We start from the raw sequence: 18,196 nt of genomic DNA on the forward strand, positions 1-18,196 counted from the left end.
CTTAGAAGGGCGTTGCTCTATCCAGCTGAGCTAAAGACGCATATTTTGGAGCGGGTAAGGGGAATCGAACCCCTGTGTTCAGCTTGGAAGGCTGACGTTCTACCATTGAACCATACCCGCATTTTTTTGGTCGGGGTGGCAGGTCTCGAACCCGCGGCCTCATGGTCCCAAACCATGCGCGCTACCATCTGCGCCACACCCCGTTGTCATGTCCTAAAAAACTCTTTCTAGCATTTATCAACAAGTTAACCTCTTGTTAATTTTCCGCTCTGTTCCTTAGCGACATGAATTATTCTACACCATATTTCTAAATACGTCAATACTTTTTTCAAAACTTTTTATTCTTTTTGTAATAATTTTATACCTGGGTTTATTTTCCTATCATTTATTTCTATTATTGCCACACTGCTATAGGCATCCCGTGGTAAAGATGCACTTCCTGGATTCATAAACCAAATTCCTTCTTCATATTCAATTACCGATACATGCGTATGACCGAATAATGCTATATCTGCACCCAGTTCTTCAGCTCTATATTTTAATTTTAATATATTATACTTAACATCATAGTTATGTCCATGAGTAATGAAAATCTTTACACCCTCAACTTCTTCCAATAATTCTAAAGGTTCTTTTTTTCCAAAATCACAATTTCCTCTAACATTTATAATTTTCTTTTTATAATATTCCTTGATTCCTTCAACATCCTGAACATTATCACCTAAATGTATAATTAAATCTGTATCTTGTAAAACTTCTGCAACTTTTTGAAAAACAGACTTGTCTCTATGTGTGTCACTTACAACTCCTATAAGCACTTATCCTTCCCCCTTATAATATTTCCTTAACCTTTTCTTGTATTTCTTTTAGGGCTCTGCCTCTATGGCTTATAGAATTTTTTTCTTCTGAACTCATTTCTGCAAAGGTTTTTTTCAACTCGGGAATGTAGAATAAAGGATCATATCCAAAGCCATCTTTTCCTCTTTCTTCTTCTACTATATACCCTTCGATTTCTCCTTGCACATTTATAACTTTCTCTTCATCAATAATTAATTCTATGGCACAGACAAACTTAGCCTTTCTATCTTTAAATTTTATTCCTTTTAAGTTTTTCAATAATTTCTCATTGTTTTTCTTATTATTTCCATGTTCTCCACTATATCTTGCAGAATATACTCCTGGTTCCCCATTAAGTATATCTACTGTAAGTCCAGAATCATCAGCCACAACCATACATCCATCAGCCAATTTATATATTTCACTGGCTTTAATGTGTGCATTCTCCATAAAAGTATTACCATTTTCCTCAACATCAACATCTATTCCAGCTTCTTTTAATGAAATTATTTTAAGAGGAAAATCTTTTAATATTTCCTTTATTTCATTTATCTTATGCTCATTATTACTTGCAACTAAAAGCTTCTTCATTCTTTTATCTAACCTCTTTCATATAATTAATTTTATTATATATATAACAAGCTTTAAAGTTTATTATTTATCCAATCCTAAAAAGCTCGTCTCTTTCAGATGGAAGTGCAGCATATTCTTTATTATCTTCTATTATAACCCTATTCTTATTAGTAATATTGCCTACTATTGTGGCATCAATACCATTTTCCTTCAATGTCTTTACCAGTTTTTTTCCATCATTACTGGTAATCAACATACTTCCTGAAGAAATGAATTTTAAAGGGTCTATTGAAAATATATTGCATATTTTCTTGGTTACACTACTTATTGGCATGTTTTCTTTATATATTCTAAATCCCACTTTACTTCCTTCTGCAACTTCCCATAAGCCCCCCAGTATTCCACCTTCTGTTATATCATGCATGGAATTCACGCCAAATTTTCCACTTATTTTGCCTTCTTTTACAACACTTAGTTCATCTATGTAACTTCTAGCCTCTTCTATTTCTCTTTCAGTTAATATATCTTTTACTTTTTCATAATAATCATTAACTACTATAGCCGTTCCTTCTAAACATAATTTTTTTGTAACAATTATATCGTCCCCAATTTGTGCTCCACTAGTAGCCACAGCCATATCTTTTTTAGTCTTTCCTATAACTGTACATGAAACAACTATTCTATTGACTGCATCTGTTACTTCTGTATGTCCTCCTAATATTTCTACATTTAATTTCTTAGTTTCCTCATCTATTTCCCTCATTATCTCTTCAATATCTTTAATTTCTGAATGTGGCGGAATAAGAATAGTAACCAACAGTCCTGCCGGTTCAACCCCGCAAGAAGCCACATCATTACAATTAATATGTACAGCTAGTTTTCCAATGTTCTTCTCTGCTCCTGTTATTGGATCTGTAGACATTACACATTCATACTCTCCAAAATTCATTACGCTGCAATCTTCTCCAATAGCACTTCTTATCCTTACATCCTCTCTCTTGACACTTTTATTTTCAGCAATAATTTTGTGTAAATCATCCCAATGAAGCTTTCCTATTTTCATAAAAACCTCTCCTTTAGATTAAAAACTATCACCTTTTATTATCTCTTTACATATTATTTATATAAGGATTAATTTATGGTGGTGTATGTATGTTAAAGTATATAGGGCCTTTTTTACGAATGAACAGACTAGATATAGAGCAAATCAAATCACAATTATTTCACTTATCAAAAGAATCTATAAAAGATATTGTACTCTATTCTGGATGTGGAATTGTAGTTGACCCTAAGGAACTAAATTTTAAAAACATATCTAGTATTGATATTAACACATTGGATTTAAATTCTCCACTTTTATGTGTGTATAAAAAAGCTGCTGCTGGACTAAAACTCAAAGAAAATACTTTGTTATGGTCAAAAAACAAAGTAAAAAAAGATATACCTGTCTCCAGTAATGGTTATATGACCTTGTGTCTTTTAGAACTTATTGACTACTACAACCAATTCAAAGACTCCTCTTCTAATAAATATGGCTTGAGTTTTTTGTACACAGAACTTACTAAAAAGCAATTAGATTTTTATGCATCTTATTTAAGAAATGAAGAAGGGGTGTTCGTTGACAAAAAAGATTGCACTGATTCTATAACTGGGAAAATTAAACTTAAAGAAAAAAATAAGAACTTTAAATTTTCTGATCAAGCATTACTTATGAATGCTTATTATAAATCTTCTACTTATATAGATGGGAAACTTAAAGATTCCTATAAAAATTTTTCTCATGACATTTTAAATATGTTTTTAGAATTTAAAGATGAAATGTATAATATATCTTTTCAAGATCAGTGTAAATTATGTTTACAGCTTAATATTTTTTATACTTACTCTAAAATAGAAGATGTAAAATTGCTTCTTCTCGATATTTTCGATTTACTCTATGAAAATTACAATACAAGTATAACAGATAACATCCATGTGACAGATTTATGTTTATTGTATCTAAATTCAATGCTAATTTACGAACATACAAGTATATACAAATTTAAAAAAATAGGAGAAAATTTTTATAAACTTCTAATAAAATATTATGATGAAGAACACTCTATTTGGTTAAAGCCTTCTGAAGAAAAAGAAATTGACTTTTCTTGTAGAGAAATAGTTCTATATCTTCTTTGTAGTATTTATCAGAATCATATGAATAAGGAAGATAATGATAAAATGATTTTAGACATATTTACACATCAATTAGTTGACTCTGGAATAATTTTAAGCTGGCCAGAAACTCCAAATTTAGATGATGTTGAACATTATAAATATTTTGAAACTAAACCTGAAAATTTATTGGATGAACAATATTTTAAAATGCCTACGATAGCTAGTCCTGGAAACAGTGAAGTAGCGCCAATTTTTGTTAAGTATGTAACTTATGATAAAAACAAAAAAAGCTTTAAGCCGAGTAAAGCAACCTTTGACAGTAGAAAAAATTTAGAATTATTTTTCTTAATGCTATACCTATTTAATAATCACCTTAAAACAAATATTCCCGAAAACATTAATTCCTCAAATTAACTTTTTAATCATAAGTATAAGAATAGCCAAACATGTTTAAACTATATTCACTAAATAATAAAACAAAAGAAAGGGGTCGCTCGAATTCAATAATTTATATGCTGTTCCAACAAATATAAATTGCTCTGAAGATTGTATTTATTGTGAAAATGGTATGTGTACTCTGAATAATATTACTTCTACTTATGATATAAACCTTAATAACATAAATTGTGCTTACTTCATTTCTAAATCTCCTAAAAATAAAGCCCCCTAAACTTATTAGGGAGCTTTATTAAATTGGTTTCTTTATATATATGTTTTTCAGAATTATATTTCCTCTTTTATTAATTTGTAATCCTTCTATATATTTTTTTCTGCAAATTATGTTTTCATAAAAATATAAGGGTATACAGGGCATATCATTATATAGCAATTCTTGTGCAGAATTTAAATATTGAATTGCCTGATTATTATCTCTAGTTATCCTTGCTTTTAAAATCAAAACATCATAGTCAATATTATTATATCCATATATATTAAATCTCGAATTACTAACCCACTTTTCCAGAAAAGCCATTGGTGAATTATATTCTCCTATATACTCTGTTAATAGTACGTCATACTCACTATTTTCAATTACTTCTTTGAACTTTTCTTGGTTATATCCCTCTGATAAGATATTAAGATTAATTGTTTTTAAGCTTTTTACAATTTCATCTACTATCTCTTTATTATTTTGTTTCTCGCTGCAGTAAACCAATTTAATTTTTTCTTTATTATATTTGCTTTTATCTAAAAACTCTTCAGCCTTAGAACTACTGCTATATTCAGTAAATAAACTACTATTAAATGAATAGCCTTTTATATTTTGTGGAACAAAACTTTTAACCACTTCTCCTGATGATATATTATTAATATCTTTTCTACTTATACAATAGTTAATACACTTTCTAAAATTATCATCTCTTACTATTCCCTGTTTATTTAAATTAAAATATAAACTCATACCATCTAGTGAATAATTTTTTAATATCTCATCGTTTTTAAGAAACTCATTTATTTCACTTTTGGGTGGATCAGTCATTATATCAACTTCATTCCATTTATAATCTGCTAAAACAAAAGCACTAGCTTCTTCATTTTTTATATACAGCTTATCACTGATAACATTTTTATTATCCCAATACATTTTATTTTTCAAAAAACATGGTTCTAATTTATCCGAAATACTTTCCAGTTTGAAAGCTCCAGAATATAATATTCTATCATAATTCTTTTTCCATTCTTTTAAATAATTAAAATCTTTTCTCAATACATATATAGGTTGACCCAGAATATCTAAAAAATAGCTACAGGGATAATTTAGCCTTATCTCTAAAGTTTTATTGTCTACTGCATTTACAGCAACACTATCCATATCTACTTTGTTTTCAGCATAGTCTCTAGCTCCAAAAATACAGTATAACTGCTGTTTATAAATATTATTTTGGTATTTTAATAATTCTGAAAAGAAATCAACAAAATCATCTGCTGTTATATCACTACCGTCACTCCACTTAGCATTATCTCTTATTGTAAATTGATAAGATAACTTATCCTCACTTGTCTCCCATTCTGAGGCTAATGCTGGTACTATTTCCCCTTTTTCATCTACTGATACTAACCCTTCAAATAAGCATAATAGCAATTCTTCCTGTCTTATATTATGATTGTCTAGCATTATTAAATCTTCTGGCAGCTTTTCTATGTTGTACACAATATAGTCTCTCACTTTTGTATTAACTTCTTTTTTCTTAATACATCCACTTACTACTGTCATAAAAAAAATCAATACTATTGCTATATATTTTTTCATAATCATACCATCCATTTCCAAATCAAGTTATATATGAATTATTGCCAATACACAAAATAATACACAAAATACGGTAAATTTATATCCAAATGTTGAAGTTTCACTTTATCTAGGCAAATATTTGTAAAAATTAAGTTTTTTATTTTTAAAAATATCAATTGTTTTTCCTCTTAGTCCTAATTGACTTTTCATAAAATAGGTATAATCTTGCATAATAACTTCTTTGGGAAAAATAATTCTACTTCCATGCAAGCCACCTTGAAATAATCCTGATGTTATGTATATACCTTTATTAGCCTGATTTTTTTTCATTTTATCTATAAAATTATTATACTCCTCATCAAAAACCATATCCGCCCTATCATACTTCAACAATATTTTTTCTTTACTACCTGTAAGTTCTACTAACATTTCACTTTTAGTTTGTTCTAATACATTATAGATAATGTTTTTTTCTTTACAATTTCTGATTAATAAATCTAACAATGTATTAATTTTTAATCTTCTTAATCTATATTTAGCTTTTTTTATTTCATTTTTTTTAACTTTAAAGTATATAAAATCAAATAACCCTTTAAACATATATCAACCTCCACTTAATTCAATATTTTCCCTTATATTATATGATTATTAACTGAAATTTATATTATAAACCTTTCAAACATACTAAAATCATATACTATATAAAATTCCTATATAAAAAAAACGCCAAATAATTGACGTTTTAATATACTTTCATGAATAAAAAAAACATTGTTCCAAAACCCATAAGCATACATAAAAATGAATTTATCCATTCTTTATTTCTTAAGTGTAATTGTTTAATACTCCATAAAAACATTGTTATTACTATACTGCACTGAAATATATAATAATTATTAAAGTACTCTATATTTACAATTTTATAAGTTGACATCATAGTAAATATTAAGCATAAACTAGTAATTACTACAAAAATCCATGCAAATATACTTACAAACTTTTTCATTTTGTATCCCCCAGATCCCTTTCCTGTTTTAAATTTTATTTATCATTTGTTTAAATTCATCTTCAATTATAATCTTTACACCTATTTCTAAAGCTTTTTGGTGTTTTGATCCTGGATCTTTTCCTACTAATACATAATCTGTTTTTTTACTTACACTACTTGAAACCTTAGCCCCTAGTTCTTGAAGCTTTTCTTTTATTTCACTTCTGGAAAAAGTCTCTAATGAACCAGTTACAACTACTGTTTTTCCATTAAATACATTTTCTTCAACTACTGCCTCTTTATAATATGGATTAACACCTAGTTGTAAAAGTTCTTCTATACTTTTTGTTATTTTCTCATCTTTAAAAAATTCTATTATACTGTGAGCTACAATTTCTCCAATGTCTTCTATCGATATAAGTTCTTCAAAATCAGCTTTTTGCATATTGGAAAGATTTTTAAACCTTTTACATAAATCTATACTAGTTTTTTTACCTACATTAGGTATCCCTAGCGCATATACAAAAGATGGCAAATCACATTCTTTACTCTTTTCTACAGCCTCAATTAAGTTTTGTGCTTTTTTTTCTCCAAATCTCTCTAACTTTAACAAATCTTCTTTTTTAATTCTATATAAGTCTGAAAGAGACTTTATATCAAGCTCCTCAAACAATTGTGCTGCTGTCTTTTCGCTAAACCCAGCAATATTCATAGCATCTCTACTACCAAAATGAACAATAGATTTTACAAGTTGAGGTTTACACGAAAGTGTATTATCACAAAAATAATGAACACCTTGCTGTACAATTTCACTGCCACAATACGGACAAACCTTAGGAGTTTCTATTTCTCTCGTTTCCTCTGCTTCTTCTGTGACTCCCATTATTTCAGGAATTACATCATTTGAACGACGTAGAAATACTTTACTTCCTATTTTTACTCCCTTTCTGTTTATGTCATCCATATTGTTTAATGTTGCTCTCTTTACAGTAACTCCCCCTATTTCTACCGGCTCTAGTATAGCCGTAGGACTAACTCTTCCACTTCTTCCTACATTCCATTCTACATCTATCAACTTAGTAGTTGCTTCTTCTGCTTCAAACTTATACGCAATAGCCCATTTAGGAAATTTTACTGTATACCCTATTATTTCACGAGTTTTAATATGATCAATGGCTAGTACTATTCCATCAATCTCATAATTCAAGTTATTTCTTATATCTTCTATATATTTTATCTCTTTCTCAATTTCTTCAATTGTGGAACACTCTTTAATATAATCATCCATTGGAAGTCCTTTTTTCTTTATAAAATCCAACATTTCAACATATGTCTCAAAAGGGATTCCTTCGTTGTAACCTACATCATAGAAAAACGCTGATAAATTTCTTCTTGCAGTTTCTCTTATATTTAAATTTCTCAATGCTCCTGCAGCACCATTTCTTAAATTTTTCAGAGGAGTTTCTGCTACTTTATTATATTCATTGAAAGCTTCTTTTGTCATAATAGCTTCTCCATGTACTTCTATAAGTGCATCATTATCAATAATAAGTGGCAATGCCTTTATTGTTTTCACCTGCGCAGTTATATCTTCTCCTACTTCACCTGTTCCTCTACTTGCTGCTTTTGTTAATATTCCCTCTTCATTATATGTACAATTTATTGTAAGACCGTCAAATTTTTTAGTTAAAATATATTTCACCGTCGGCAACTTATCCTGGTGATTAGCATTGTATTCATTAACAGCCTTTAGATTTCTATTGTGCCAATCTCTAATTTCATTTATACTTTGAGCTTTCCCTAAACTCCATAGTCTACCCTTATGAGTATACTTTTGAAATTGAGACAACACAATATCACCAACTCTTTGGGTAGGTGAATACTGAAATACTATACCTGTTTCTTTTTCAAGCCTTACAAGCTCATCATACTTTTCATCATACTCTTTATCTGAAATTGAAGGGTTATCTAAAGTATAATACTCATATGCATACTTATTCAACTCTTTTACTAACTTTTCTATTCTTTGCTTTTTATCTTCCATCAACTAAAATCACCATCCATTTACCCAAAATTCACTTCCTTATACTGAGTTTAGAAGTTCAGAACATAAACTCTCTATATTCACTAAACTCAGTATAAGGATCAAATTTCTTTTTTATAGCAGTTCAATTGGTGCCATATTAAGCATAAGCTGCTTTATTCCCATGTTATCAAAAGCTATAGTGACTTTAACATCATTTGAAGTCTTTGAAGTACTGACTATAGTCCCCGTTCCAAATTTCTCATGTCTAACTTTTCTTCCAACACTTATTTCATCTAAATCAATTTTTTGCTTACTTTCATTTTTAAAATTACTATCTGAATTTAAGCACTGGTTATTTAATATAGAATTAATAGTTTTCTCTACTTTTCTGGTTTTAAAGGAATCTACGGAATGAGAACCCAGATTATTATTTACATATGCCTGGAAAGCTGTAGATGAGGTACTTTTAGAAGTACCATTTCTTTTTTCTCTCACATTTTCACGAAGATCTAATGATATTTCATTTATAAAATCAGATTCTGAATAACTTACAGTTCTACCAAATACCCGTCTTGTGCTTGCCGAAGTCATATAAATCTTTTCTTTAGCTCTAGTTATACCAACATAGCAAAGTCTTCTTGATTCTTCCATCTCAGCAAAATTTTCCATAGAACGCATTCCTGGGAAAATACCATTTTCCATACCAGCCATAAATACTACTGGAAACTCTAACCCTTTAGCACTATGAATAGTCATCATTACTACTGCATCTGTATCTTCACTATAATTATCTATATCTGATACCAATGCAACATTTTCCAAGAAAGCTGAAAGTGATTTATCTTCAGAGCTATTTTCAAATTCTACAGCTGCTGATACCAATTCCTTTATATTTTCTATTCTGCTTATATCTTCAATTTCTTTAGAAGCTTGAAGTTCCTTTAAATATCCTGTGCTTTCCAAAATTTCCTCTATAAGCTTTGATACACTTACTTTATCCTTCGTTCTATTAAAAGAATTTATAAGACTTGTAAATTTATTTATTGATGAAATACTTCTAGCCGTTAGTCCTGGAATATTTTCTATATCTAGTAATACACTATACATACACTCATCCATATAATTTGCAAACTCTTGTATCTTAGCTACAGTAGCAGCCCCTATTGACCTTTTAGGAACGTTTATTATTCTTTTTAAACTGATATCATCCTGTAAATTGTTTATAAATCTTAAATATGCAGTTATATCTTTAATTTCTTTTCTATCATAGAATTTTTGTCCACCTATTATTCTGTAAGGAATACTTCTTTTCATAAATATATCTTCAAAAATTCTCGATTGCGCATTTGTTCTATAAAGTACAGCAAAATCTTTAAAACCTCTGCTTTCATTTTCCATAAGTCTTTTTATCTCATTAGCAGTAAAATTTCCTTCATCTATATCCGAAAAAGCTCTATATGTCTTTATTTTTTCACCAGCTGGATTATCTGTTCTCAAAACCTTACTTTTTCTTTGAGAGTTATTTTTTATTACAACATTTGCTGCATTTAATATATTCCCTTTAGACCTGTAGTTCTGCTCCAACTTTATAATCTTAGTCTGCGGATAATCTTTTTCAAAGTCCAAAATATTCTTTATGTCTGCTCCTCTCCACTGATATATGCATTGATCATCATCGCCAACTACAAATATATTTTTATTAGCTTCCGCTAAAAGCTTAACTAATTCATACTGAGCCTTATTTGTATCCTGATACTCATCTACCATTATGTATTTAAATTTGTTCTGATAGAATTTTAAAACATCTGGATTTTTCTTAAATAATTCTACAGTTTTGAAAATCAAATCATCAAAATCTAGAGCATTACTATTTTTTAGTCTTTTTTGGTATAAAACATATACATCAGCTATCTTGTTATTTCTAAATTCTTTTTCATTTTCCTTTTTAAACTGTTCCGCTGATATCAGGTTGTCCTTTTGTTTACCCATTTTAGAAATTATCTCTTTTTCATCAATATCCTTATCATTTATATTTAGTTCTTTCATGCACTGTTTTATTAAAGTTTTTTGGTCAGAACTGTCGTATATTGCAAAGTTTTTACTGTATCCCAACTTATCTATTTCTCTTCTTAAAATTCTAACACAGCATGAGTGAAAGGTAGATACCCACATATTGTCTATATTCACATCAATTAAGCTTTTTATTCTTCCCTTCATTTCTCCTGCTGCCTTATTAGTAAAAGTTATAGCCAATATATTATAGTGTGGTATATCTAGATCTTCAATCATATGGGCAATTCTATAAGTTAGAACTCTCGTCTTACCAGACCCTGCCCCAGCCAATACAAGTAAAGGTCCTTTTATTGTGGTTGCTGCCTCATACTGTTCCTTATTTAATAGTGCTTTTAAATCCATTAGACCACTCCTTAATTTTTATACCTTTATCCATTTATAAGTATTATCCCCATTTTATTCTTTCTAATACTAGGTTGTACCCATCACTTCCATAATTTAAGCATCTATTTACTCTACTTATAGTAGCAGTACTTGCCCCCGTTGCTGCTGCAATTTCCGTATAAGTCTTTTTTTTATTAAGCATTTTTGCAACTTGAAGCCTTTGTTCTACTGCTTTTAATTCATTTATTGTAAATATATCTTCAAAAAATCTATAGCATTCTTCTTTTGTCTCTAAACATAAAATCGCTTCACATAGATAGTCCATTTCCTTATTTTCTAGTTTAGACTTAAAATCTGACACTTAATCACTCCCTGTCTTTGCCAATTTGCATATATCGATATTTTTTATTATTAACATACATTTAAATTTTATCATTACCTAATACTTTCTTCTACATTAATTTACACATCTTTTAATTTTAATACTTAAAGAGTGCAAAATTCAATAACAAGATTTTGTTATTTATAGATTATTACCATCTATTGCTTAATAATTCGTATAAAAGGTATAAATTACATAGTTTTAATTTTAGTAATTTAATAATATATATTTTTCAAAAGGACAAACTAAGATTATAACATATGTTTTTAGCTAAAGGAGATTTTTATAATGAAATTTATCAATAAATTAAGTGTACTTCATATAACATTAATCCTTACTTTATTCTTTTCATTAACGTTCTCTCATTCTAAGCAAAAATATATTGATACTTTAAGTCAGCAAGCTCTAAAGGTTGAGCAGAAATGCTATAAAGAATCCCAAAAAGCTTCATTACTAGAACAAGAACTTATTTCACTGCAAAAAAAACTCAATAATTTGCAAAAAGAAAGTATTGAATTGAAAGAAAAAAATAACAAACTAAAAAAACAATTACATACATAATATTTTAGAAGGTGAACATATCATGCGAAAACGACCCTTTACTACAAGTTTAACTGTCCTGTTTATCATTCAAACTCTTTTTATTTTTAAGATAGCACTTCAATGTAACCAAGCTGCTGCTGTACAAAAAATAATTCTTGAAAAAAAAGAATCTTTAAATGTCCTTAGTAGTAATATGTCTACTACGGACTATCAAAAAAAAATACTTTCAGAAAAAATAAAGAAAGCAGAATCTGAAAAAATAAAATTAATTAAAGAAAATAATCAATTAGAAAATAAACTAGCCTTAAGTAACACTAATTCCTTTTACATTGCAAATATTCCACAAAATAAAATAGCATATCTAACCTTTGATGATGGTCCTTCTAAAAATACTTTAAATATATTAAATATTCTTGATAGATATAATATTAAAGCTACTTTTTTTGTAAATGGTTCTACCTCTCAATTAGGAATTAACACTTACAAAGCCATAACCAGCGGAGGTCATGCTATTGGCAATCATACTTATAGTCATAATTATAGTAAAATATATAAAAGCGTTGAGGATTTTGCAGAAGATTTCAATAAATTACAAACTCTTTTAAATAGCTCTGTAGGGATAAAACCTAAAATAGTAAGACTTCCTGGTGGAAGTAATAATAGCATAAGTCGTAGATATGGTGGAACAACTCTTATGCTAGAAATAAGTAAATACTTACTAGATAACGGCTATACTTATTTTGATTGGAATATAGATTCAACTGATGCATCTGTTAAACTTCAAAGCAAAACTAAAATAGTTACTTCTGTTTTAAACACAAGTAAAAGTAAATCTGCCTTAATAGTTCTACTGCATGATAATTCTGTTAAAACCACTACTGTAGAAGCTCTACCTGAAATTATTGAAGGTTTAATCAATCAAGGGTTTGAATTTAAAACTCTTTCTCCAAATGAATATATTAATCAATTTTTGAGAGCTAAATAAAAATACCATATAGAATAGACAATAAAAATTTCTACTCTATATGGTATTTTTATTTTAGCACTTTACAACTTTAACATAATAAAGTATAATAAATTCATAGAAAATTTATTTACACTTAATTAAAATTTTACATAACCGATAAGGAGGATTATCACAATGAAAAAAATAAGTAAATTAGTTAGTCTGATATTAAGCTCACTTTTAATAACGTCTCTTGTAGGATGCGGTAGTAGTAAAAATGCTTCAACTACGGATACTAAAGATGGTATTCCAAGTAAAATAGTTGTAGGATTAGATGATTCTTTCCCTCCGATGGGTTTTCGTTCAGATGAGGACAAGATAATAGGTTTTGATATCGATATGGCTAATGAAATGGCTAAAAGAATGGGTGTTGAAATAGAATATATGCCTACTGAATGGAGTGGCGTAATTCCATCTTTAAATTCTAAAAAATTCACTGTAATAATTTCTGCTATGAGTGTTACTGAAGAAAGAAAAAAAGAAATAGCCTTTTCAAATCCTTATATTTTAGAAAAACAAGTTATCGTTGTAAAAAAAGACAATACTTCTATAAACTCAGCTGATGATTTAAAAGATAAAATCGTAGGTATTCAAGTTGGAAGTACAAGTGCTGAGGCAATAGCACCTATTAGAGATACAATGAAAGACGTTAAACAATATGATAAAAACACAGAAGCACTTCAAGATTTGGCAATAGGAAGACTTGATGCTGTGGCAGTTGATGAATTAGTAGCAAGATATTATATAAAAGAACACAGTGACAAATATAGAGTTGTTGAAAAAGAAATTTCAAGAGAGCCTATAGCAATTGGTTTAAGAAAAGAGGATACTGCTCTTATAGCAAAATTTAACGAAACTTTAAAAGCTATGCAAGAAGATGGTACTCTAGCTAAAATATCAAAAGATTGGTTTGGAGAAGACATAACAAAAATGGATTAGTTTAACAAAGACAAAGGAGTGCAGAAATATGGATATTACTACATTTAAAAAATCTCTTCCAATTTTATTAAAGGGAAGTATTATAACAATAGAATTAACAGTACTTGCAATTATTCTTGGTACAATGCTTGCCCTAGTTATAACCTTTTGCAAAATAGGTAAAATAAAAGCCTTAAATAAGTTTGGAGATTTTTATACTTGGCTGTTCAGAGGTACCCCTCTTTTAATTCAACTATTTGTAATTTATTACGGGCTTCCTCAACTTGGAATAAAGTTCACCTCTTTTACCGCCGCTGTAATAGGACTAACTATAAATATTTCTGCATACATTACTGAAATAATAAGAGCTGCAATACAATCCATAGATAACGGGCAATGGGAAGCTTCAAAAGCTTTAGGAATGAATTACTGGCAAACTATGTTTTTAATCATAATTCCACAAAGTATAAAGAGAATGCTTCCTCCAATGTCCAATGAATTCATAGCACTACTTAAGGATACTTCTTTGGTTTCCGCTATATCCATGGGTGATTTAATGAGAAAATCACAATTAATATATGCAGCTACTTATAAACCACTAGAAGTATTTCTATTAGCTACCATACTTTATCTTATGATGACAACTGTATTTACAACTTCTTTTAAAGCTCTTGAAAACAGATTTATTTTTGAATAAATAAAAAATAATACTAAAAAACACTATCCCGGTGATAGTGTTTTTTAGTATTATTTAGGGCAAGACACGTCCTGGGGCTGGAGTGTCTAAATTAATAAAAAGGGGGCTATTCATTCTTTTTATTTTCCCTTACACAAGCTATTATATTAGATAAATATATAAATTGCAAGACATTTTGCAGATTTAATTGTAAATAAAATGTTATAATAATCTGTATCCTTCATAATTTATTCATAAATTTTCTCTAATTCATCTTATTTTTTTATTTATTTACAAGATTCTCTTTTAAATTTAACAATTCTTCCTCTGTCAATTCTCTATATTCTCCCAGCTCCAATTCATCATCTAATTCCAATTTCCCCATTTTTATTCTTTTTAAATAAATAACTTGCTTATCTACTGCCTCAAACATTCTTTTTACTTGATGAAATTTTCCTTCTTGAATTGTAACATAAACCTCTGAACCATCTTTATCAGCATTTATAATTTCAAGTTTAGCTGGTAAACATTTATATCCATCATCAATCACTATACCTTCTTCAAAAGCTTTTATATCACCTTCATCAACTTGCTTATCTATCTCTGCATAATATACCTTATCCACATGCCACTTTGGAGAAGTTAGCCTATGATTTAGTTCTCCATCATTAGTTATTAAAAGAAGTCCCTCTGTATCCTTATCTAGTCTTCCTACCGGGAAGGGCTTAAATGCACCGTCTTCATACTCTAATAAATCTATTACTGTTTCATCATATTTATCAAAAGTAGCTGAAATCACTCCTGATGGCTTATTCATCATAATATAAATATATTCTCTATACTTAACTTCTTCACCTGAAACTTTTATAACACACTTATCTGGTTCTACCTTGAAACTACTATCTTTAACAACTTCTCCATCAATTTCTACTTCTCCAGCCTTTGCAAGCGCTTTAATCTCTTTTCTTGACCCATATCCTAAATTGGCCAAAATTTTATCTAATCTTTCCATTATTCTTCACTCCCTGTTTAGTATTAACTACTAAACCATTTTATCAAACTATTTTTGTACTTTCATGCATATATTAAAATATATTTAAATATATTTTATAACATTGTATGTAAATTATAAAAAATGATTGTTTTTTATCATTTTTTATAATTAGCTGCAAGTTTTTTTTCACATTAAAAGTACTCTTTATAGTTCAAGAGTACTTTTAGATTTACATAAGCGTTTTTCTTTCCTCTTCTGATAAATTCATAAATAAAGGATCATTCTGTATTGTTTCTCTAATTTCCATTATTTCTTTATTTCTAATTAGTTCCTCCAAAGGCAATTTTTCAGTTACTTTAATCTTTATCATATAATAATCCTCATAAGCAACTTTTTTATAACTGCTTTTAGCAAGAACCAAAATTTTATGAATTCCTTTAGTAAATGGTATGAAGTTATAATAATTTTTTTTACTATATTTCTGCACTAAATTCCATTCTTTATTTTCCATTAAGTAAAATTCATAAATTACATCTTTTCCTCCATTACTTTCAGCAGTAACTTCTATAGGATCATCAATACTAAACTTAAATCTGTCACATTTAAGTTTAGTATTAGTTATAGGTAATGCCTCATTAACAACAATTAAAACATTCTTGGAACTGTCAAATTCTTTATCACTTTTTTCATTTTTCACATATATTTTTACTGCATATTTACCACTGTATTTAGGCGTAAGTATATATCTTTTACTTTTTACATAGTCTGTTTCCTCAACTTTATGGCCATTTATTTGAAGCACATATTTTAATAAAGTTTCCTTAGTATTCTGAGTAATAATATCTAAAGCTATCTGATCTCCTGGTAAATAATATTCCCTTGGTTCCATTAAAATATAATCTATTTTTGCAGGTATATATTTATATGAATCTATGTGAATTATTTCATGTGCGTCAAATATTTTATCTGAGTACTTGTCTTTAACTCTGATTTCAACTTCAAATCTTCCTGCTTCTTCTGGGATAAAATTCACCCAATTACATTCACTAAAATTCACCTTCTCTATATCATTATTATCCTTTCTTACTACAAAACTATATAAAAGTTTTATTCCTCCTCCTGCTATTACTTTAATCTGAACATTTTCCCTAACTAACAAACTTCTATTTTTATCTAAAATTATCTCATCTATTTTTACAGGTTCTCTAGGTATTTCATCGATACTGAATGTTATAGATTTACTGTCTTCATACTTATCCCTGCATGAAACATCTCTTGTATATAAAGTTATTTTATATTCTCCATGTTCCTTAGGCTCCCATGTATATTCATTAGCCTTTATATATCCTGAATCTTCACTTTTTACTCCTTCAATTAAATATCTATATCTAAGCTCTTTTCCACCACTGACCACAGCCTTGAATATAATATTTTTACTCATAATCTGTGGTGAACTCAAATCACTTGTGAAGCTTAATATTTTCACATTCTTGTAAAGTTTAACCTGATAATAAATAATAGCTCTATCATCATATTCCTTAGGAGAATACATGTCCTTAGCTAAACATAGAAGTTTATAATCACCACTGTGTTCTTCTTTATAACTTACAATTTTTTTAGTAGAATAGTCCTGTATGCATTTAGCTTGTCCATCGGGATTAAGTTTCACAAATTTATATAATATCAACCTGGCATCATCATATTCTGCATCAACTTCAAAAACTAGTTCCTCATCTACTAATAATTCAGAAGTTAAACACCTAAAGTTACTTATCTCTAATTTTTTCATTTCTACAACTTTATATTCAATCTTTTTTGCATCTTCAAAGTTTTTTGATGAATCTATAGACTTGCACTGAACTAGTATTTCATGTAAACCTGGTATTTTAACACTACAAGTAAACTCATTTTCATCACAGTAGTCCTTCGCTAAAATCCACTTTTCATTTTCCTTTATCATATATCTGTATAAAACAGAATCTTTTTTAGTATCTACTTTAAGGTGAACTTTTTCTCCTACATGAAACTCTTTTTTATTTAAGTCTATATTTGTAATCAATATAGACTCATCACACGTAGAATTCCCTATCATATACTCATATTTAGACACATAATCAAAAGGTTTAGTACTATTCTCTTCCTTACCTTGTATCATCAAAATGTAATTTCCTTCCTTTTTAGGATTCCATATTACACTATCATTTTTACCGAAATCTTTGAGAATTTCCCACGTTCCATCAAAACCTACAATAAATTTAAATAATAAATCCTCTTTTGGTTTATCTAAAATATTTATCTTAATCTCAGAATTCTTTTTTTGTGGAGATTCTTTATTATAACCAATAATAATTTCATTCATATTACCCTCTCCTGCCCCTATTCTACCTTCTATTATACATTATACTATAATCCCATATTTTGTAAAAGGTATATTTTCACTATATTTTAAATATTATTTCTTAACTACCT

The 18,196-nt window shown here is 28.6% G+C and carries 16 protein-coding genes and 2 tRNA genes; 5 read left to right on the forward strand and 13 right to left on the reverse strand.

The features are described from left to right. Positions 1–46: 46 nt before the first annotated feature. The 5 genes from OIO11_RS11310 to OIO11_RS11330 form a co-directional block, all read right to left on the reverse strand. Positions 47–120: transfer RNA gene (locus OIO11_RS11310), tRNA-Gly, on the reverse strand. A 7-nt stretch (positions 121–127) separates the two neighbouring features. Next, positions 128–203, reverse strand: a tRNA-Pro gene (locus tag OIO11_RS11315). A 135-nt stretch (positions 204–338) separates the two neighbouring features. Further along, positions 339–818, reverse strand: coding sequence for a metallophosphoesterase (locus OIO11_RS11320; RefSeq protein WP_268071585.1), 480 nt, complete (start codon positions 816–818; stop codon positions 339–341). 13 nt (positions 819–831) lie between these two features. Next, a complete protein-coding gene (locus OIO11_RS11325; protein ID WP_268071586.1) occupies positions 832–1,428 on the reverse strand; it encodes an XTP/dITP diphosphatase in 597 nt (198 codons plus the stop codon). Between the two features lie 67 nt (positions 1,429–1,495). Further along, positions 1,496–2,473: an AIR synthase family protein gene (locus OIO11_RS11330; protein ID WP_268071587.1), complete on the reverse strand. Its 978-nt coding sequence runs from the start codon at positions 2,471–2,473 to the stop codon at positions 1,496–1,498. A gap of 89 nt (positions 2,474–2,562) precedes the next feature. Here OIO11_RS11330 and OIO11_RS11335 point away from each other — a divergent pair, with 89 nt between their 5' ends. Further along, the gene (locus tag OIO11_RS11335) at positions 2,563–3,978 is read left to right on the forward strand and encodes a hypothetical protein (RefSeq protein ID WP_268071588.1); all 1,416 of its coding nucleotides are present in this window, start codon (positions 2,563–2,565) and stop codon (positions 3,976–3,978) included. A gap of 274 nt (positions 3,979–4,252) precedes the next feature. Here OIO11_RS11335 and OIO11_RS11340 read toward each other — a convergent pair whose 3' ends face one another. The 6 genes from OIO11_RS11340 to OIO11_RS11365 form a co-directional block, all read right to left on the reverse strand. Then, on the reverse strand, positions 4,253–5,815 hold the full coding sequence (locus OIO11_RS11340; RefSeq protein ID WP_268071589.1) for a peptide ABC transporter substrate-binding protein: 1,563 nt from the start codon (positions 5,813–5,815) through the stop codon (positions 4,253–4,255). 105 nt (positions 5,816–5,920) lie between these two features. Further along, on the reverse strand, positions 5,921–6,397 hold the full coding sequence (locus OIO11_RS11345) for a hypothetical protein (RefSeq protein ID WP_268071590.1): 477 nt from the start codon (positions 6,395–6,397) through the stop codon (positions 5,921–5,923). 142 nt (positions 6,398–6,539) lie between these two features. Beyond that, positions 6,540–6,803 (reverse strand): hypothetical protein, encoded by a 264-nt coding sequence (locus tag OIO11_RS11350; RefSeq protein WP_268071591.1) that lies wholly within the window; start codon positions 6,801–6,803, stop codon positions 6,540–6,542. 28 nt (positions 6,804–6,831) lie between these two features. Then, a complete protein-coding gene (ligA, locus tag OIO11_RS11355) occupies positions 6,832–8,829 on the reverse strand; it encodes an NAD-dependent DNA ligase LigA (protein ID WP_268071592.1) in 1,998 nt (665 codons plus the stop codon). Between the two features lie 114 nt (positions 8,830–8,943). Beyond that, positions 8,944–11,226, reverse strand: a complete 2,283-nt coding sequence (pcrA, locus tag OIO11_RS11360; protein WP_268071593.1) for a DNA helicase PcrA — start codon at positions 11,224–11,226, stop codon at positions 8,944–8,946. A 43-nt stretch (positions 11,227–11,269) separates the two neighbouring features. Next, complete coding sequence (locus OIO11_RS11365) at positions 11,270–11,569, reverse strand: YerC/YecD family TrpR-related protein (protein ID WP_268071594.1); 300 nt, start codon at positions 11,567–11,569, stop codon at positions 11,270–11,272. A 309-nt stretch (positions 11,570–11,878) separates the two neighbouring features. On the opposite strand from OIO11_RS11365, the gene OIO11_RS11370 reads away from it, so the two are divergent. The 4 genes from OIO11_RS11370 (at position 11,879) to OIO11_RS11385 (ending at position 14,754) form a co-directional block, all read left to right on the forward strand. Beyond that, positions 11,879–12,151, forward strand: coding sequence for a hypothetical protein (locus OIO11_RS11370; RefSeq protein ID WP_268071595.1), 273 nt, complete (start codon positions 11,879–11,881; stop codon positions 12,149–12,151). Positions 12,152–12,173: 22 nt separating this feature from the next. Next, a complete protein-coding gene (locus OIO11_RS11375) occupies positions 12,174–13,118 on the forward strand; it encodes a polysaccharide deacetylase family protein (RefSeq protein WP_268071596.1) in 945 nt (314 codons plus the stop codon). 156 nt (positions 13,119–13,274) lie between these two features. Next, entirely contained in the window at positions 13,275–14,078 is an 804-nt protein-coding gene (locus OIO11_RS11380) for an amino acid ABC transporter substrate-binding protein (RefSeq protein ID WP_268071597.1), read from the forward strand. A gap of 28 nt (positions 14,079–14,106) precedes the next feature. Further along, positions 14,107–14,754: an amino acid ABC transporter permease gene (locus OIO11_RS11385; protein WP_268071598.1), complete on the forward strand. Its 648-nt coding sequence runs from the start codon at positions 14,107–14,109 to the stop codon at positions 14,752–14,754. Positions 14,755–15,016: 262 nt separating this feature from the next. On the opposite strand, the gene OIO11_RS11390 is transcribed toward OIO11_RS11385, so the two are convergent. Both OIO11_RS11390 and OIO11_RS11395 read right to left on the reverse strand, forming a co-directional pair. Then, positions 15,017–15,745 (reverse strand): pseudouridine synthase, encoded by a 729-nt coding sequence (locus tag OIO11_RS11390; protein WP_268071599.1) that lies wholly within the window; start codon positions 15,743–15,745, stop codon positions 15,017–15,019. Between the two features lie 211 nt (positions 15,746–15,956). Next, positions 15,957–18,086, reverse strand: a complete 2,130-nt coding sequence (locus OIO11_RS11395) for a triple tyrosine motif-containing protein (protein ID WP_268071600.1) — start codon at positions 18,084–18,086, stop codon at positions 15,957–15,959. Positions 18,087–18,196: the final 110 nt, after the last annotated feature.

Source organism: Clostridium sp. ZS2-4, from assembly GCF_026719745.1.
In the GTDB taxonomy this organism is placed as follows: domain Bacteria; phylum Bacillota; class Clostridia; order Clostridiales; family Clostridiaceae; genus Clostridium_H.